At 73.3% G+C, this 17941-nt stretch carries 14 protein-coding genes; 4 read left to right on the top strand and 10 right to left on the bottom strand.

Translation table 11 applies throughout. The features are described 5' to 3' along the window. Positions 1-125: 125 nt before the first annotated feature. The gene (locus ACZ59A_RS36170) at positions 126-581 is read right to left on the bottom strand and encodes an Lrp/AsnC family transcriptional regulator (RefSeq protein WP_468046621.1); all 456 of its coding nucleotides are present in this window, start codon (positions 579-581) and stop codon (positions 126-128) included. Positions 582-591: 10 nt separating this feature from the next. Further along, positions 592-2064, bottom strand: coding sequence for an amino acid permease (locus ACZ59A_RS36165; RefSeq protein WP_470967736.1), 1473 nt, complete (start codon positions 2062-2064; stop codon positions 592-594). Between the two features lie 313 nt (positions 2065-2377). Here ACZ59A_RS36165 and ACZ59A_RS36160 point away from each other — a divergent pair, with 313 nt between their 5' ends. Further along, the gene (locus ACZ59A_RS36160) at positions 2378-2608 is read left to right on the top strand and encodes a hypothetical protein (protein WP_470967734.1); all 231 of its coding nucleotides are present in this window, start codon (positions 2378-2380) and stop codon (positions 2606-2608) included. Continuing rightward, positions 2605-3405, top strand: coding sequence for a DUF2637 domain-containing protein (locus ACZ59A_RS36155; protein ID WP_470967732.1), 801 nt, complete (start codon positions 2605-2607; stop codon positions 3403-3405). Before ACZ59A_RS36160 ends, ACZ59A_RS36155 begins: the two co-directional genes overlap by 4 nt. 73 nt (positions 3406-3478) lie before the next feature. Here ACZ59A_RS36155 and ACZ59A_RS36150 read toward each other — a convergent pair whose 3' ends face one another. From ACZ59A_RS36150 to rpe, 3 genes are all read right to left on the bottom strand, one after another. Then, positions 3479-4918, bottom strand: coding sequence for a GuaB1 family IMP dehydrogenase-related protein (locus ACZ59A_RS36150; protein ID WP_470967729.1), 1440 nt, complete (start codon positions 4916-4918; stop codon positions 3479-3481). A gap of 82 nt (positions 4919-5000) precedes the next feature. Further along, complete coding sequence (locus ACZ59A_RS36145; RefSeq protein ID WP_391175975.1) at positions 5001-5990, bottom strand: sugar-binding transcriptional regulator; 990 nt, start codon at positions 5988-5990, stop codon at positions 5001-5003. Between the two features lie 112 nt (positions 5991-6102). Then, positions 6103-6801 carry a ribulose-phosphate 3-epimerase gene (gene rpe, locus ACZ59A_RS36140; protein WP_470967726.1) on the bottom strand — a complete coding sequence of 233 codons (699 nt, stop codon included), beginning with the start codon at positions 6799-6801 and terminating at the stop codon, positions 6103-6105. Between the two features lie 229 nt (positions 6802-7030). Here rpe and ACZ59A_RS36135 point away from each other — a divergent pair, with 229 nt between their 5' ends. Further along, positions 7031-7951: a serine hydrolase gene (locus ACZ59A_RS36135; protein ID WP_470967724.1), complete on the top strand. Its 921-nt coding sequence runs from the start codon at positions 7031-7033 to the stop codon at positions 7949-7951. Between the two features lie 76 nt (positions 7952-8027). Here ACZ59A_RS36135 and ACZ59A_RS36130 read toward each other — a convergent pair whose 3' ends face one another. The 4 genes from ACZ59A_RS36130 to fmt all read right to left on the bottom strand — a co-directional run bounded on the left by ACZ59A_RS36130 (position 8028) and on the right by fmt (position 14829). Then, positions 8028-10247, bottom strand: coding sequence for an NADP-dependent isocitrate dehydrogenase (locus tag ACZ59A_RS36130; protein WP_470967722.1), 2220 nt, complete (start codon positions 10245-10247; stop codon positions 8028-8030). An 83-nt stretch (positions 10248-10330) separates the two neighbouring features. Then, positions 10331-11779 (bottom strand): RsmB/NOP family class I SAM-dependent RNA methyltransferase, encoded by a 1449-nt coding sequence (locus ACZ59A_RS36125; protein ID WP_470967719.1) that lies wholly within the window; start codon positions 11777-11779, stop codon positions 10331-10333. A 51-nt stretch (positions 11780-11830) separates the two neighbouring features. Next, positions 11831-13732 carry an ABC transporter ATP-binding protein gene (locus ACZ59A_RS36120; protein WP_470967717.1) on the bottom strand — a complete coding sequence of 634 codons (1902 nt, stop codon included), beginning with the start codon at positions 13730-13732 and terminating at the stop codon, positions 11831-11833. A 164-nt stretch (positions 13733-13896) separates the two neighbouring features. Beyond that, complete coding sequence (gene fmt, locus ACZ59A_RS36115) at positions 13897-14829, bottom strand: methionyl-tRNA formyltransferase (RefSeq protein WP_470967714.1); 933 nt, start codon at positions 14827-14829, stop codon at positions 13897-13899. 238 nt (positions 14830-15067) lie between these two features. Between fmt and ACZ59A_RS36110 the strand changes: the two genes are divergently transcribed. Next, positions 15068-15589 carry a hypothetical protein gene (locus ACZ59A_RS36110; protein ID WP_470967712.1) on the top strand — a complete coding sequence of 174 codons (522 nt, stop codon included), beginning with the start codon at positions 15068-15070 and terminating at the stop codon, positions 15587-15589. Between the two features lie 11 nt (positions 15590-15600). Here ACZ59A_RS36110 and ACZ59A_RS36105 read toward each other — a convergent pair whose 3' ends face one another. Further along, a complete protein-coding gene (locus ACZ59A_RS36105) occupies positions 15601-17751 on the bottom strand; it encodes a primosomal protein N' (RefSeq protein ID WP_470967710.1) in 2151 nt (716 codons plus the stop codon). Between the last annotated feature and the right edge of the window lie 190 nt (positions 17752-17941).

Here is a 17941-nt window from a genome sequence, read left to right as displayed (position 1 = left end):
TTGTTGCGTGTGTGTTGGGAACCCGTGACGTTTTTTCGGCGTGGGCTGGTGATTCTTTGTGGGGGGCCGAGGCTTCCGCAACCTCCCCGGCCCCGGGGGCTGCGTTCAGGGGCTACGCCGGGGCGCTACGTCGGGGCGCCCGAGGTGTAGCGCCGCAGCAGCGGCGACAGCACCAGCACCGACTTGGTGCGCTCCACGAACGGCTCCCCCGCTATCCGCTCCAGCACCCGCTCGAAGTGGCGCATGTCGGCGGCGAAGACCTGGACGACGGCGTCCGCGTCGCCGGTGACGGTCGACGCGGACGCCACCTCGGGGTAGCGCGACAGGCCCCGGCGGATGTCTGCGGGCGAGGTGTTGTGACGGCAGAACAGCTCGACGAACCCCTCGGTCTCCCAGCCCAGCGCCGCCGGGTCCACCCGTACGGTGAAGCCGGTGATGGCGCCGTCGGCCCGCAGCCGGTCCACCCGCCGCTTGACGGCGGGGGCGGACAGGCCGACCAGCTCGCCGATGTCGGCGTAGGAGCGGCGGGCGTCTTCGGCGAGGGCGTGGACGATGCGTTCGTCGAGGTCGTTCAGTCGCACTGCGGGGGAGTCACTTCTCTGCTGTGGCCAGTCGGGATCGGCGCATGCCGTATGCGAAGTACAGCACAAGCCCGACGGCCATCCAGACACCGAAGACCACCCAGGTCACCATCTCCAGACTGTTCATCATCCACAGGCACAGCCCGAAGCCGATGACCGGGAAGAGCGGCGACAGCGGCACCCGGAAGGTCCGCGTCATCTCGGGCCGGGTCCGGCGCAGCACGATCACGGCGATGTTGACCAGCGCGAACGCGAAGAGCGTGCCGATGCTGGTGGCGTCGGCGAGCTGGCCGAGCGGGATCGCGGCGGCGAGGACGCCGCAGAAGAGGGAGACGATGACGGTGTTGGCGCGCGGTACCCCGGTTCCGGCGTGGACCTTGGAGAAGACCGGCGGCACCAGCCCGTCGCGGGACATCGCGAAGAGGATGCGGGTCTGGCCGTAGAGCACGGTCAGCACCACGGAGGCGATCGCGACGACCGCCCCCGCCGCCAGCACCACGGCCCAGAAGCTCTGGCCGGTGACGTCCTCCATGATCCCGGCGAGCGCGGCCTCGGTGCCCGCGAACTTCTTCCACGGCAGGGCACCCACCGCCACCGCCGCGACCAGGCAGTACAGCGCGGTGACGATGACGAGCGAGAGCATGATCGCGCGGGGCAGGTCGCGCTGCGGGTCCTTGGCCTCCTCGCCCGCCGTGGAGGCGGCGTCGAAGCCGATGTACGAGAAGAACAGGGTGGCCCCGGCGGCGCTGACGCCCGCCATGCCCAGCGGCATGAACGGCGTGTAGTTCCCGGCCCGGATGCCGGTGAAGGCGACGGCGCAGAACAGGATCAGCGCGGCGATCTTCACCGCGACCATGATCGTGTTGGCCCGGGCGCTCTCCTTGGCGCCGCCCAGCAGGAAGGCCATGGCCAGCAGCACCACGAGCAGCGCGGGCAGGTTGAAGACGCCGCCGTCGCCGGGCGGGGCGGCGAGCGCGTCGGGGATGGTGAGGCCGAGCGTGCCGTCCAGCAGCTCGTTGAGGTACTGGCCCCAGCCGACGGCGACGGCCGCGACCGAGACGCCGTACTCCAGGATCAGGCACCAGCCGCACACCCAGGCGATCAGCTCGCCCATGGTCGCGTAGGCGTACGAGTACGAGGACCCGGAGACCGGGATGGTGCCCGCCAGCTCCGCGTACGAGAGCGCGGAGAACAGCGCGGTGAGCCCGGCTATGACGAAGGACACGACGACCGCGGGACCCGCGTCCGGCACGGCCTCGCCGAGGACGACGAAGATGCCGGTGCCCAGCGTCGCGCCGATGCTGATCATGGTCAGCTGCCACATGCCCATGGAGCGCCGCAGGCTTCCGCCCTCGCCCTGGCCGCCCTCGGCGACCAGCCGCTCCACCGGTTTGCGCCGCATCAGGCGGGCGCCGAGCCCGCCGGCCGGAGGCCCTGCCTCCGGTCGCTCGGCGGTGGGAGGGGCTGTGCCGTGCTCCAACACGTGGGTGGCTCCTTAATCGCTGCCATCGGCTTGGGTGTCTGGTGGCGTACGACCGAACGCGGGCATAGGGATGCCCGGTGACAAATCCGCAGGTGGGAATCGCCAAGCGGTCGGCCTCCGCCACTCAGCGTCAGCGCACGACCCTATGAGCCGCCCGGCCGCGGCCGTAATGCACCATCCTTGCGCATACCTGTCCGAACATTGCGCGCGGGGGCGCTCGCCAGGGAATCATTGCGACACCCGTGCGCGCGTCACCCCCCGATTCACCCGAATGCCGCGATACGGCACCAATTTGGCGGTCGTTGGTGGGGACGTGACGACTGACAGGCTGCAGCCCCCTGACCACGCTCCGCTTACGGCCGAACCCGTGTTCCGGGCCCGGGACCACGGGAAGGAGGAGGAGCGGTTCCCGCACGATTACCCCCTCGAATACTGCTCGAGGGTGTGGGAGGACTTCCTCAAGACCCTGGGCAGGATCGAAGACGACTTCCTCCAGCGCTCCGGTGCGGCGGAGCCGGGCGTCGAGGCGGGCGTCCAGGGATGACGTACACCGAGCCGAGGCCGGGCGGCTACGGGCCCCCTCCCACCGGCCACCGCCAGCCGCACGCCCACTCCGAGCGGTGGGACATGGGCGTCGACTACGAGATGAATCCTTTCCCCCTGCCGGACCCGGATTCCCTGGAGGCCCGCTGGGATCTGGAAGGCGACCTGGCGCGGCTGCTCCAGAGCACCGGAGCCATCCCCACCGTCCCCCCTTCCGTCCCCCCGCCCGTCTCCGCCGCCGTCCCCGTCGAGGACCCGGTGCACTCCACCGGTCCGATCCCCGTCCGGCCGCCCTCCCCCACCCATGTGCGCGGGCGCGGCAAGCGCCGCCGGGTCCGCTTCCGGGTACCGACGATGCCGTGGCTCCAGCTGATCAGCCTGCTCTTCGCGGCCATGACCACCGTGATCGTCGCCATGCTGAGCGTGCTGGGCGGGATGATCTCGTACCGCCCGCTGCGCTATCTGGCCTCCCCCAGCACCTCGGAGTCCATGGCGGCGTGGTGGCCCCTGCTGGTCTACGGGCCCTGGCTGGTCGCCTCGCTGTCCGTGCTGCGGGCCGCGCTGCACCGCCGCGGGGCCGCGCACTCATGGGCGGTGGTCGTGCTCTTCTCGACGATCGCGGTGTTCCTGTGCGTCGCGCACGCCCCCAAGAACGCGCCCAGCATGGCCGTCGCCGGTCTCCCCCCGGTCGCCGCGCTGGTCTCGTTCCACCAGCTGGTACGCCAGATCACGCTCACCAGCCCGCCCCGGCACGCCCTGCCCCGGCGGGGCGGTGACCCGCGCGGCCTGGTGCGCTGACGTCCCGTCCCGCACCCACGGCGGTGGCCCCCACTCACCCGAGCCGAGTGGGGGCCACCGCCTTTTTCGGGGGCTACTCCCAGCTGGCGTGCAGCGGCTTGCCCTCGGCGTAGCCCGCGGCGCTCTGGACGCCGACCACGGCGCGCTCGTGGAACTCCGCCAGCGAGCCCGCGCCCGCGTAGGTGCAGGAGCTGCGCACCCCCGCGATGATCGAGTCGATCAGATCCTCGACGCCCGGCCGGGCCGGGTCCAGGAACATGCGCGAGGTCGAGATGCCCTCCTCGAACAGCGCCTTGCGGGCGCGCTCGTAGGGCGACTCCTCGCTGGTGCGGTTGCGCACGGCGCGCGCGGACGCCATGCCGAAGCTCTCCTTGTACGGCCGCCCGTCGGCGGCGTGCTGGAGGTCGCCCGGGGACTCGTACGTACCGGCGAACCACGAGCCGACCATGACGTTGGACGCCCCGGCCGCCAGCGCCATCGCCACGTCGCGCGGATGCCGGATCCCGCCGTCCGCCCAGACGTGCTTGCCCAACTTCCGCGCCTCGGCGGCGCATTCCAGCACCGCGGAGAACTGCGGGCGGCCCACGCCGGTCATCATGCGGGTGGTGCACATGGCGCCCGGTCCGACGCCGACCTTGACGATGTCGGCGCCCGCCTCGATCAGATCGCGCACGCCCTCGGCGGCGACCACGTTGCCCGCGGCGACGGGGACGCCCGGGTCGAGGGCGCGGACCGCCTTGAGCGCGGTGATCATCGACTCCTGGTGGCCGTGCGCGGTGTCCACGACCAGGGTGTCCACCCCGGCGTCGAGCAGCGCCTTGGCGTGCCCCTCCACATCGCCGTTGACGCCCACGGCGGCGGCGACCCGCAGCCGTCCCGCCCCGTCCACGGCGGGCCGGTACAGCGTGGCGCGCAGCGCGCCCTTGCGGGTCAGGATCCCGGCCAGCCTGCCGTCGGCGTCGACAGCCGGGGCGAACTTGCGGTGCGCCGCGTCGAGGCGGCCGAAGGCGTCCTGGGGGTCGATGTCGGCGTCGAGCAGCAGCAGCTCCCGGGACATCACCTCGGACAGCTGCGTGAACCGGTCCACCCCGGTCAGGTCGGTCTCGGTCACCACGCCCACCGGGCGGCCGTCCTGCACCACGACGCCCGCGCCGTGCGCCCGCTTGGGCAGCAGCGAGAGGGCGTCGGCGACGGTGCCGGTGGGGGCGAGCACGATCGGGGTGTCGAGGACCAGGTGGCGTCCCTTGACCCAGCGGACGACATCGGCGACGACGTCTATCGGGATGTCCTGCGGAATGACGACGAGGCCGCCCCGCCGGGCGACCGTCTCGGCCATCCGGCGCCCCGCGATGGCGGTCATGTTGGCGACGACGAGCGGAATGGTGGTGCCGGTGCCGTCGGGTGAGGCCAGGTCGACGCCCTGGCGGGAGCCGACCGCGGAACGGTTCGGCACCATGAACACATCGTCGTACGTCAGGTCGTACGGCGGCTTCTGATCATTGAGGAAACGCACGTACTTCAGTGTCCCATGCGGCCGGGGATTCGAGCCTGGGGACGACGGGCCCCGGCGCCTGGGGGCGCCGGGAGCGCATCCCTCACACGCCGTCGGGGTCGGCCCGGTCGAGGGCGGGGCGGGGGCCCGGGTCGGCCTCCAGCAGCAGATGGTCGGCCGCCGTCGTGTCCGTCACCAGGCTGGTGACCAGCCCCGACCGCAGCACCGCGCCGATCGCCGCCGCCTTGCGGCGGCCGCCCGCGATGGCCACCACCTCGGGGATCCGGCGCAGCCGGTCGGCCTCCACGGTGATGCAGCGCTCGCCCAGGTCGCGGCCGATGCGGCGGCCCTCGGCGTCGAAGAGGTGGGCCGACATCTCGGCGGCGGCGCCGAGGCTCTCGTAGTGGGCCCGCTCCTCCTCGGTGAGCATGTCGTGCACGGTGGAGATCCCGGCCTCCCAGGAGCCGATGGACACGCACGCCACGGTGACCTTGTCGAAGTACTCGAAGGCGCGGGCGATCCCGGTCTGGCCGCGCAGCGCGTCGGCCGTCGCGGTGTCCGGCAGCAGCATCGGCGCGTAGATCGGGTGGGCCTCGCCGCCGGAGACGGCGGCGGCGCGCCGGACGGCCTCGACCGAGCCGCGCTCGGCCGTGCCCGCGTCGTACACGCCGGTGAGCTGGACGACGGTGCACGGGGGCAGCCGGTGCAGCGCCGCGGCCATGTGGATGGTGGAACGGCCCCAGGCCAGCCCGAGCACATCGCCCTCGTTCACCAGCTCGCCGAGCAGATCCGCGGCGACCTCGCCCAGGTTCTCCGGGTCCGGGGTGTCGGCCTCGGCGTCGGCCGGGGACTCGACGACGACCGCGTGGCGCAGCCCGTAGCGGGCGCGCAGCGCGTCGGAGCGCTCCGCGTCGAGTTCGGCGGGAACCCGGATCTCGATCCGCACCAGGTCGCGTTCGAGCGCGGTCTCCAGCACGCGCGCGACCTTGAAGCGGCTGACCCCGAACTCCTCGGCAATCTGGATCTTGGACTTGCCCTCGAGGTAGAAGCGGCGGGCCATGGCCGCCGCCTGCACCAGTTCGGCGGGTCCCATCCGCGTGGCTGAACGGCCCGTCGACACCGCGGTCTCCTCACTTGTCAATGTTCCGGCCTCACCGTTCATCCTGTCAGAAACGGCTGAGTTGGTTCGCGCTTTACCGTTACGTTCACCGACCGGTAGCTTCGTGGCCGCACAGTCCGGAGCCGCCCGCCGCGTTCTCGGCAAGGGCGCGCAGCTCGCGTACGGCCTTGTCCGGGTCCTGCGCCCCGTAGACCGCGGAACCCGCCACGAACACATCGGCGCCCGCCTCCGCGCACCGCTCGATGGTCGAGGCGGACACCCCGCCGTCCACCTGGAGCCACATCTGAAGGCCGTGCCGGGAGATCAGCTCCCGGGTGCGGCGGATCTTGGGCAGCATGATGTCGAGGAACGCCTGCCCGCCGAAGCCGGGCTCCACGGTCATCACCAGCAGCATGTCCAGTTCGGGCAGCAGATCCTCGTACGGCTCGATCGGGGTCGCGGGCCTGAGCGCCATCGACGCCCGCGCGCCCTTGGCCCGGATCTCGCGCGCCAGCCGTACGGGCGCGGCCGCGGCCTCCACGTGGAAGGTGACCGAGCCCGCCCCCGCCTCCACGTAGGCCGGGGCCCAGCGGTCCGGGTCCTCGATCATGAGATGGCAGTCCATCGGCGTGTCCGTCGCCTTGCCCAGCGCCTCCACCACCGGCACTCCGAGCGTCAGGTTGGGCACGAAGTGGTTGTCCATGACGTCGACATGGAGCCAGTCGGCACCCTCGACGGCCTTGGCTTCGTCCGCCAGGCGGGAGAAGTCCGCGGACAGGATGCTGGGAGAGATCTGCACGGCCATGGGACCAGCCTGCCACGCCCGCCGCCGGGCCACGGACCCGGGATGATCACGATCCGGTCGCCGCCCCGATGGCCCTCCCCGGTTGCCGCCGCGCCGGAGCCGCGATGGGGTGATCGAAACCCTGGGCCTCGAAGGCAACCCGCACTGTCGGTTGTGGGTCATGAGGGATGAGTGACCAGGGATGCCCGTGTGACGGGCGGGAACACATAAGGGCAGAGGCAAACCGACCATGACGCGACAGCGAATACTCCCGCGGACCCGCGCCGCGCTCTCCGCGGCGCTTACCGCGGGACTCCTCGCCCCGGCGCTCGCCGGTGCGCAGACCGCCACGGCCGCGACCCCGCGGACGGTCTGCGGCTCCGACCGGGCGGGCCAGGCCGCCAAGCTGTCCCGGGACATCGACGCGGCGCTGCGCGGCCGGTCCGCCACCACGGCGGTCAGCCTGCGCGACGCCGCCACGCACACCCGCTGCACGCTGCGCGCGGACCGGCCGTTCGACTCCGCGAGCGTGGTGAAGGTGACGGTGCTGGCCACGCTGTTGCGGGACGCCGCGAAGCACGACCGGACACTGACCCGGCGCGAGTCCCGGCTCGCCACCGACATGATCACGAAGTCGGACAACGACGCCACCACCGCGCTGTGGCGGCAGCTCAAGGCGGCCAAGGTGAAGGCGTTCCTGCGGGCCGCCGGGATGACGAGGACCGTGCCCGGCAGCGGTGGCTACTGGGGGCTCACCCAGATCACCGCGAACGACGAGGAGAGGCTGCTGGAGCTGGTGACCCGCCCCAACACGGTGCTCGACGACCGCTCCCGTACGTACATCCTGCGGCTGATGCACGACGTCGTGCCGTCCCAGCGCTGGGGCACCCCGGCGGGCGCGCCGCGCGGCACCGCGATCCAGGTGAAGAACGGCTGGCTGTCCCGCGCCACCCACGGCTGGCGGGTGCACAGCATCGGCGCGTTCGCCGGGCACGGCCACCACTACACGCTCACGGTGCTCACCCAGGACAACGCCCGCATGGACGACGGGGTCGCCACCATCCAGGCCGTGGCCCGCGCGGTCCACAAGGACCTCAACCCGAAGGCGGGCGCGGCCAAGCCGTACGCCCCGACCGGCGTCCCGCGGGAGGCGATGCCCGAGGTGCCGTAGCGGGGTGTACGGAGACGTGAACCGCCCCGGCCGGAGAACCGGCCGGGGCGATTTACGTAGGTATCCGGAAGGACCGTCAGCGCAGGGCGGCCAGCGCCTGGTTGAGGGTCTTCGACGGACGCATCACGGCCGACGCCTTGGCACCGTCGGGCTGGTAGTAGCCGCCGATGTCGGACGGCGAGCCCTGCACGGCGAGCAGCTCGTCCACGATGGCCTGCTCCTGCTCGGCCAGCGTCCCGGCGAGCGCCTTGAAGGACTCCGCGAGCTGGGTGTCCTCGGTCTGCTTGGCCAGCTCCTGGGCCCAGTAGAGCGCCAGGTAGAAGTGGCTGCCGCGGTTGTCGATGCCACCGACGCGACGGCTGGGCGACTTGTTCTCGTGGAGGAACGTGGCGGTCGCCCGGTCCAGGGTGTCGGCGAGCACCTGGGCCCGCGCGTTGCCGGTGGTCTGCGCGAGGTGCTCGAAGCTGACCGCGAGCGCGAGGAACTCGCCCAGGCTGTCCCAGCGCAGGTAGTTCTCCTTGACCAGCTGCTGCACGTGCTTGGGCGCGGAGCCACCGGCGCCGGTCTCGAACAGCCCGCCGCCGTTCATCAGCGGCACGACCGACAGCATCTTGGCGCTGGTGCCCAGCTCCAGGATCGGGAACAGGTCGGTCAGGTAGTCGCGCAGCACATTGCCGGTGACCGAGATCGTGTCCTCGCCGCGGCGGATCCGCTCCAGGGAGAACGCGATCGCGTCGACGGGCGACATGACCTCGATGCGCAGCCCCTCGGTGTCGTGCTCCGGGAGGTACTGCTCGACCTTGGCGATGAGGTTGGCGTCGTGGGCGCGGCCCGCGTCCAGCCAGAACACCGCCGGGTCGCCGGTCGCGCGGGCGCGGGTGACCGCGAGCTTGACCCAGTCGCGGATCGGCGCGTCCTTGGTCTGGCACATCCGGAAGATGTCGCCCTCGCTGACCGTCTGCTCCAGGACCAGGTTGCCCTGGCCGTCGGTCACCCGCACGGTGCCGGTGGCCGGGATCTCGAAGGTCTTGTCGTGGCTGCCGTACTCCTCGGCCTTCTGCGCCATCAGGCCGACGTTGGGCACCGAGCCCATGGTCGACGGGTCGAAGGCGCCGTTGGCGCGGCAGTCGTCGATGACGACCTGGTAGATGCCCGCGTAGCTGCTGTCCGGGATGACCGCGAGGGTGTCGGCCTCCTCGCCCTTGGTGTCCCACATGTGACCCGAGGTACGGATCATGGCGGGCATGGAGGCGTCGACGATGACGTCGCTCGGGACGTGCAGGTTGGTGATGCCGCGGTCGGAGTCGACCATGGCCAGCTCCGGGCCCTCGGCCAGCTCCGCCTCGAAGGACTCCTTGATCTTCGCGCCCTCGGGCAGCGACTCCAGGCCCTTGAGGATGCCGCCGAGCCCGTCGTTCGGGGTGAGCCCGGCCGCGGCCAGCGCCTGGCCGTACGCGGCGAACGTCTTCGGGAAGAAGGCGCGTACGACATGGCCGAAGATGATCGGGTCGGAGACCTTCATCATCGTGGCCTTCAGGTGCACCGAGAACAGCACGCCCTCGGCCTTGGCCCGGGCGACCTGCTCCTTCAGGAACTCGCGCAGCACGGCCACGCGCAGCACGGACGCGTCCACGACCTCGCCCGCGAGCACCGGCACCGACTCGCGCAGCACGGTGGTGGAGCCGTCGTCACCGGACAGCTCGATGCGCAGCGAGGCGTCCTCGGCGATCACCACGGACTTCTCGGTGGAGCGGAAGTCGTCGCCGGTCATGTGGACGACGTTGGTCTTGGAATCGGCCGACCAGGCGCCCATGCGGTGCGGGTTGGCCTTGGCGTAGTTCTTGACCGACGCCGGGGCGCGGCGGTCGGAGTTGCCCTCGCGCAGAACCGGGTTGACGGCGCTGCCCTTGACCTTGTCGTAACGGGCGCGGATGTCCCGCTCCTCGTCGGTCTTCGGGTCGTCCGGGTAGTCCGGCAGCGCGTAGCCCTGCTCCTGCAGCTCCGCGACGGCCGCCTTCAGCTGCGGGATGGACGCCGAGATGTTCGGCAGCTTGATGATGTTGGCCCCGGGCGTCTTGGCCAGCTCGCCCAGCTCGGCGAGGGCGTCCTCGATGCGCTGGTCCGCCTCGAGGCGCTCCGGGAACTGAGCGATGATGCGCCCGGCCAGGGAGATGTCCCGCCGCTCCACGGAGACCCCGGCCGTCGAGGCGTAGGCCTCGACCACAGGCAGGAACGAATACGTCGCCAAGGCCGGGGCCTCGTCGGTGTGCGTATAGATGATGGTCGAGTCAGTCACCGGGTGCTCCGCTCCACGTCTGTAACATTGCTCGACATCAAGATATCCCGTGACGGGCTCCCGTTCGAACGCCCCCCGCCCCTTCAGCCGGTGCGGCGCAGCAGGGCCAGGTACATGGCGTCCGTGCCGTGCAGATGCGGCCACAGCTGGACGTCGGGGCCCTCGCCCAGCGCGGGGACGCCCGGCATCAGGGGGCGGGCGTCGATCCACTCCGCCGTCGCGCCCCCTCCCTTGCGCGCCTCCCCCAGCACGTCGTCGACCACGGCACGGGTCTCGGCCGGGTGCGGGGAGCAGGTCGCGTAGCCGACGACGCCGCCGATTCGTACGGCGGCCAGCGCCTCGCGCAGCAGCCCGCGCTGGAGCGGCGCGAACCCGGCCAGGTCCTCGGGGCGGCGGCGCCAGCGCGCCTCGGGGCGGCGGCGCAGCGCGCCGAGGCCGGTGCACGGCACGTCGACCAGCACCCGGTCGAAGCTCTCGGGCCGCCACGGCGGCTGGGTCCCGTCGGCGGTGACCACCTGGTACGGGCCGGGGTTGCCCGCGAGGGCCCGCTCCACCAGCCGGGCCCGGTGCGGCTGCTTCTCGGCGGCCAGCAGGGCGGCGCCGCGGCCCGCGGCGAGCGCGCCGAGCAGCGCGGCCTTGCCGCCGGGGCCCGCGCAGCCGTCCAGCCAGCGCTTGTCGGGGCCGTCCAGCGGGGCGCCCGCGAGCGCGAGGGCGACGAGCTGGCTGCCCTCGTCCTGCACCCCGGCGCGCCCTTCGCGGATCGCGTCCAGCGCGCCGGGTTCGCCGCCTTCGGTGAGCCGCACGGCGTACGGGGACCAGCGGCCCGGCAGCGCGGACTCCTCGCCGACGGCGGCGACCAGCTCGTCGGTGGCGGACCGGCCGGGGCGGGCGACGAGGGTGACCTCGGGCCGTTCGTTGTCGGCCTCCAGCAGGTCCTCGATCCCGGCCCGGCCGCCGCCGAGCGCGTCCCACAGCGCCGAGACGATCCAGCGCGGATGCGCGTGCACGACGCCGAGGTGGTCCTCGGGATCCTCGTCGTACGGCGGGGCGACCCGCTCCAGCCAGGTGTCGAGGTCCGCGGCGGCGATCTTGCGCAGCACCGCGTTGACGAACTTGGCGCGCCCGTCGCCGAGCACCACCCGGGCCAGTTCGACGCTCGCGGAGACGGCGGCGTGGGTGGGGATGCGGGTGCCCAGCAGCTGGTGAGCGCCCAGGCTCAGCACGTCGAGGACGGGCGGGTCCACCTCGCGCAGCGGGCGGTCCACGCATTCGGCGATGATCGCGTCGTAGGTGCCCTGGTGCCGCAGGGTGCCGTAGACCAGCTCGGTGGTGAGGGCCGCGTCCCGGGCGTCGAAGCCCTCGTCCCCCCGCGCCTTGCGGAGCATGGGCGGGAGGACGAGGTTGGCGTACGCGTCCCGTTCGTCGACGGCCCGCAGCGCCTCGAAGGCGAGGATCCGCACGGGGTCCTTCTTCGGTCGGCGGTAGGGCTTGCCGGGGCGGCTGCTACGGGAAGGGCCGGGCTGGGAACTCACGGGAAATGTGCTCCGGAAGGTATGGGGCTGATCCGCCCCAGCCTACGCGGCTCAGCTCAGCGCCTTCGCGGTCTCCTTCGGCTCCCCGGGGTCCTGGGATTCGAACTGGGTGCGGTACAGCTCCGCGTAGCGCCCCTCGGCGGCGAGCAGCGCGTGGTGGGTGCCGCGCTCCACGATCCGGCCGTCCTCCACGACGAGGATGAGGTCCGCCGCCCGCACCGTGGACAGCCGGTGGGCGATCACCAGCGCGGTACGCCCGTCCAGCGCCTCGGCCAGCGCCTCCTGCACCGCGGCCTCGGAGGTGGAGTCCAGATGGGCGGTGGCCTCGTCGAGGATCACCACCCGGGGGCGGGCCAGCAGCAGCCGGGCGATGGTCAGCCGCTGGCGCTCACCGCCGGAGAGGCGGTAGCCGCGTTCGCCGACGACCGTGTCCAGCCCGTCCGCGAGCGACGCGATCAGCCCGTCAAGACGGGCCCGGCGCAGCACCTCCCACAGCTCCTCCTCGGCCGCCCCGGGCCGGGCCAGCAGCAGGTTGGCGCGGATCGAGTCGTGGAAGAGATGGCCGTCCTGGGTGACCATGCCGAGGGTTTCGCGCAGCGAGGCGGCGGTCAGGTCGCGGACGTCCACGCCGGCCATCCGGACGGCGCCCGCGTCGGTGTCGTAGAGGCGCGGCAGCAGTTGCGCGAGGGTCGACTTGCCCGCGCCGGAGGAGCCCACCAGCGCGACCATCTGGCCGGGTTCGGCGCGGAAGGACACGTCGTGCAGCACCTGGACGCCGCCGCGGGTGTCCAGCTGGGCGACCTCCTCCAGCGAGGCCAGCGACACCTTGTCGGCGGACGGGTAGCCGAAGTCGACGTGGTCGAACTCCACCGACACCGGCCCGTCCGGGACCCGCCGGGCGTCCGGCTTCTCGGTGATCAGCGGCTTCAGGTCGAGCACCTCGAAGACCCGCTCGAAGCTGACGAGCGCGCTCATCACCTCCACCCGCGCCCCGGCGAGCGCGGTCAGCGGCGCGTACAGCCGGGTGAGCAGCAGCGCGAGGGAGACGACGGCGCCCGGGTCGAGGCTGCCGCGCAGCGCGTAGTAGCCGCCGAGGCCGTAGACGAGGGCCAGGGCCAGGGCGGAGACGAGGGTCAGCGCGGTGACGAACGAGACTTGGACCATCGCCGTACGGACGCCGATGTCCCGCACCCGGCGGGCCCGCGCGGCGAATTCGGCGGACTCCTCGTCCGGGCGGCCGAAGAGCTTCACCAGCGTCGCGCCGGGCGCCGAGAACCGCTCGGTCATCTGGGTGCCCATCGCGGCGTTGTGGGCCGCCGCCTCGCGCCGCAGCGTGGCGAGCCGACGGCCGACCCGGCGGGCGGGCAGCAGGAAGACCGGCAGGATCGCCAGCGCGAGCAGGGTGATCTGCCAGGAGATGCCGACCATCACGACGAAGGTGAGCAGCAGCGTCACCGCGTTGCTCACCACTCCGGAGAGGGTGTCGCTGAACGCCCGCTGCGCGCCGATCACATCGTTGTTGAGGCGGCTGACCAGCGCCCCGGTGCGGGTGCGGGTGAAGAAGGCGACCGGCATCCGCTGGACGTGGTCGAAGACGGCGGTGCGCAGATCGAGGATCAGCCCCTCGCCGATGTTCGCGGACAGCCGCCGGGTCAGCAGCCCGAGCGCTGCCTCGGCCACGGCGATGGCGGCGATCAGCCCGGCCAGGCCGAGGACCGTGGACTGGTGTGCGTGGCGGTCGATCGCGTTCACCACCCGGCCCGCGAGCAGCGGGGTGGCGACCGCGGTCACCGCCACCACCGTGCTCAGCGCGACGAACAGCAGCAGCGGACGGCGGTGCGGGCGGGCGAAGGCCCCGATGCGGCGCAGGGTCGCTCGGGAGAAGGGCCGCCGGTCGTCGCTGGCGTGGGTGGCCTGGTACAGGGAATGCCACGCGGTGACTTCCATGCTCATCGCGCACCTCCGAAGGGTTCCGGGGTGCCGCCACGGAGTTACGCCGGTGGGTCCGGACCGGCGGCACATGTCAGGACGGTAGAACTTGAACCAAGGTTGAGGTCAACGTCCGGCCTCCCCCGGCGCGCCCGCGCCCGTCTTGTTACGCGGCTGACGTACGTACGTCAGCCGCCGAGCCGCTCGCCCTCGGCGATCCGCACCCCGCGGGCCCAGTCCGCCGCGCGCATCGGCTTCTTGCCCTGCGGCCGGACCCAGGTCAGCTCCACGGCGTGGCTGCCCGTGCCCACGTACACCGCCTTCTTGGTCGCGGCGAGCGCACCGGGCACCAGATCCGTACGGTCCGCCACCGGCGCCGCCGAGACCACCTTCAGCCGCTCCCCGCGGAACGTCGTCCACGCGCCCGGCGCCGGGGCGCACCCCCGCACCAGCCGGTCGACCCGCAGCGCGGGCGCCGACCAGTCGATCTCCGCGTCCTCGACGTTGATCTTCGGGGCGAGCGAGACGCCCTCGCCGGACTGCGGCACCGCCCGCAGCGAACCGTCCTCGATGCCGTCCATCGTCGCCGCGAGCAGCCCGGCCCCGGCGAAGGCCAGCCGGGTCAGCAGATCGCCGCTGGTGTCGGTGGGCCGTACGTCCTCGGTCACCACCCCGTACACCGGTCCGGAGTCCAGCCCCTCCTCGATCTGGAACGTCGACGCCCCGGTCACCTCGTCGCCCGCGAGCACCGCGTGCTGCACCGGCGCGGCGCCGCGCCACGCGGGCAGCAGCGAGAAGTGCAGATTGACCCAGCCGTGCGCCGGGATCTCCAGCGCCGATTTGGGCAGCAGCGCGCCGTAGGCCACCACCGGGCAGCAGTCCGGGGCGATCTCGGCGAGCCGGGCGAGGAAGTCCGCGTCCCGCGGCTTGGCCGGTTTCAGCACCTCGATGCCCGCTTCCCCGGCCCGCTCCGCGACCGGGCTGGCCACCAGCCGACGGCCGCGCCCGGCGGGCGCGTCGGGACGGGTCACGACGGCCACCACCTCGTGCCGGTCGGACGCGATCAGTGCGTCCAGCGCGGGCAGGGCGACCTCGGGGGTACCGGCGAAGACGAGCCTCATGGGTGGCGAACTACCTCTCGTACAGGGGCGGAGAACGGCGGCGCGGAACGGCGGAAACGCCGCCTCAGTCTATGGTCCCGACAGCTCAGGGGGCGTACGAGCCGAGTCCCGCACGCCCCGGACCGTGACCGACGGGCGGGTGTCGCGTTGGTCAAGAGAGATTGACCCCGCCGGGCCGCGACCGCGACCCGGTCCCCTTCCCGACCACCCCTTCACCGCCGGTTCGAGAGGCTTGTTCATGGCCGACCACGCAACTCACGACGCCCAGGCACGGGCCAGCCTGCACCTCCTGGTCCGGGACATCGAGCGGGTCCGCCGACAGGTGGACGCGCTGCGCACCCTCACCGCCCAGCTCGGCAACGTCTACCGGCCGCGGCGCACCGGACCGTCCGCGGGCTTCGTCGTCTACGGCCGCGCCCCGGCACCCACCGTGCGGCTCGCCCAGGAGCTGCGGGACAGCGTCGAGACCCTGGTCACCGCCGCGGTCGACTTCGACCGCTCGCTCGGCTTCTCGTGGGACGCGGTGGGCTCCGCGCTCGGCGTCACCAAGCAGGCGGTGCACCGCCGCTACGGCTCCCGCCGAGCCTCGTCGGCGAGCGCCGTGGAGGGCGTCGAGGCCCCGGCTGCGCACAGCCCCGAGCCCGCCGCGGTGCCGCCGGTCCCGTCCGTACCGGTCGCCCGCACCGTCCCCCCGCAGTCCACCCCGCCGCTGCGCGAAGAGCCTCGCCCCAGCGCCTTCCCGAGCCCCCGCAACGGCTGAGAAAGCACGCGTCAGCCGATATCCAGCGGGTCGACCCGGACCGCCGGGTCCTTGTCACCGCGGGCCAGCCGTAGCGCCTTGGCCTCCTTGACGGCCGCGGCCAGAGCACGGCCCTGGCCCGGCGGCACCCGCAGCAGGGCACGCTCCCACTGTTCCCCCGGCGGCGGGTCGCCGGGGCGGCGCGGGCGGCCCGGCGGGGTGGGAGGCAGCGGGACGGGGCCCAGGGTCTCGGTCCCCTGCGGCAGCGCCGCCGAGGCGATCAGTTCGGCCACCGCCTCCCCGGGACCGGCCACCGCCGCCATCCGGGAGACCGGCGGAAAGCCCAGCTGGGACCGCTCGGCCAGTTCGCGCGCCGCGTAACCGGCGGGATCCCATCGCACCAGCGCCTGAACGGGCCGCTGCGTCGGCTCGGCGGTCACCACGACGAGACCGCCGTCCTCATGCCCCCGTACCAGCGCGGCCGCCTCCAGCCAGCGGCGCAGCGCGTCCTCGCCCGCGCGCAGATCGGGGCGGCCGAGCAGGGCCCAGCCGTCGAGCAGCAGGGCGGCCGCGTAACCGCCCTCGGCGACCGGTTCGGCACCCGGGGTGCTGACGACGAGCGACGGCCGGTCGGGCACGGTGTCCAGGATGTGGTCACGGCCCGAGGTGCGGACCGGGACGGCGGGGAACGCGCGGCCCAGCTCCTCCGCGGTGCGCCGGGCGCCGACGATGCTCGCCCGCAGCCGTACGCCCCCGCACTCGGCGCAGTGCCAGGCGGTCTCGGCCCGCCCGCACCAGCCGCAGGCCAGCCGGTCCGCGTCGCGCGCCTCCAGCGGGCCCGAGCAGTGCCGGCAGCGGGCGGGCTCGCGGCAGCGCTCACAGGCCAGCCGGGGTACGTACCCCCGGCGCGGCACCTGCACCAGCACCGGGCCCCGGGTCAGCGCCTCCCGCACGGTCTGCCAGGCGAGCGTGGGCAGCCGGGCGGCGCGCGCCTCGGTGTCCCGTGCCACCTCGCCCTCGTCCACGGTACGGATCAGCGGGGCCGACGCGCGGACCTGCTCGCGATCGGCCTCCAGCGGCCGGGCCCAGCCGTTCTCCACCAGCTGGGCGGCCTCCACGGTGCGGCCGAGGTCGCCCAGCAGGAAGCCCGCCCGCTCGTGCACGGCGCGCAGCAGCAGGACGTCGCGGGCGTGCGGCTGCGGGGCGTGGTCGTCGCTGTGGCTCTGGTCGCCGTCGTCCCAGATGCCCACCAGGCCGAGGTCGTGGACCGGCGCGAACATGGCCGCCCGGGTGCCGACGACGGCCCGCACCGACCCGCGGCTGACGGCCAGCCACCGCCGGTAGCGCTCCTCGGGCCCGAGGTCCGCGGTGAGCAGCACATGCCGCCCCGCGCCGCCGAGCGCCCGGGTGAGCGCCGCGTCGACCCGGGCGGCGGTGCGCCCGTCGGGGACGACGACGAGCGCGCCGCGCCCGGAGGAGAGGGTGGCGGCGACCGCGGCGGCCCACTCGTCCGGCCAGTGCGGTCCGGGCAGCGCGGTCCATACGGCCCGGGGCGTGCCGCCGCCCGCGAGCGCGTCGAGGAACCCGGACCCGGCCGGATAGCGCGCCCAGCTGCCGGGCGCGGGCGGCCCGGGCGGGGGCAGCGGCGGCGGGGACGTCTCGGACTCGGCGCGGACGTTCCGCTTGGGCATGGCCAGCTGCAGGACGTCGGCGAGCGAGCCCGCGTACCGGTCGGCGACGGCCCGGCACAGCGCGAGCAGCCCCGGCCCGAGCACCGGCTCGGGCGAGACGACCTGGGCGATGGCCGCCAGCGGACCCCGGTAGTCGGATTCGGCCACCCGCTCGACGATGTACCCGTCGAGCAGCCCGCCCCCCTCGCGCCGCCCCTCGCGCACCCGGCCGGTCCCGGCCCCGAACCGCACCCGCACCCGCACCCCGGGCCGTGCCTCGGCGTCCATCTCGGCCGGGACCGCGTAGTCCCACAGCTTGTCGAGGTGCACCGGGCCCTTGTCCACGAGCACCTTGGCCACCGGCCGCTCCTGGGCCAGCGCGGCCCCCCGCCAGGTCCGCGGCTTGGCCCGCGGCACCTTGGCCTTGCGCACGCTGTCCCGGATGAGCGCGAGCTGCTCACCCCCCTGCGGCTCCTCCGCCGGGGCCTTGCGCTGCTCGTCGTCCCTGCTCACAGATCAAGTCTTAGCAGAGGACTCGGACATGCGAAGGCCCGGACGCCACAAGGGCGCCCGGGCCTTCGGTTCAGGCCGTGGCAGGCTTACAGGTCCTTACAGACCGGCCGCCGCGCGGAGGGCGTCGACGCGGTCGGTGCGCTCCCAGGTGAAGTCGGAGTCCTCACGGCCGAAGTGACCGTAGGCCGCC

The sequence above is a fragment of the Streptomyces sp. NPDC040405 genome (genome assembly GCF_055595765.1).
This window is presented reverse-complemented; position numbering and strand designations above follow the sequence as displayed.

Excerpts from the sequence above, each read along its gene's own strand:
- ACZ59A_RS36120 (WP_470967717.1), bottom strand. The coding sequence starts at position 13,732 with ATGAGCATGGAAGTCACCGCGTGGCATTCCCTGTACCAGGCCACCCAC.
- ACZ59A_RS36155 (WP_470967732.1), top strand. The coding sequence starts at position 2,605 with ATGACGTACACCGAGCCGAGGCCGGGCGGCTACGGGCCCCCTCCCACC.
- ACZ59A_RS36145 (WP_391175975.1), bottom strand. The coding sequence starts at position 5,990 with ATGGGACCCGCCGAACTGGTGCAGGCGGCGGCCATGGCCCGCCGCTTC.
- ACZ59A_RS36110 (WP_470967712.1), top strand. The coding sequence starts at position 15,068 with ATGGCCGACCACGCAACTCACGACGCCCAGGCACGGGCCAGCCTGCAC.
- ACZ59A_RS36135 (WP_470967724.1), top strand. The coding sequence starts at position 7,031 with ATGACGCGACAGCGAATACTCCCGCGGACCCGCGCCGCGCTCTCCGCG.
- fmt (WP_470967714.1), bottom strand. The coding sequence starts at position 14,829 with ATGAGGCTCGTCTTCGCCGGTACCCCCGAGGTCGCCCTGCCCGCGCTG.
- rpe (WP_470967726.1), bottom strand. The coding sequence starts at position 6,801 with ATGGCCGTGCAGATCTCTCCCAGCATCCTGTCCGCGGACTTCTCCCGC.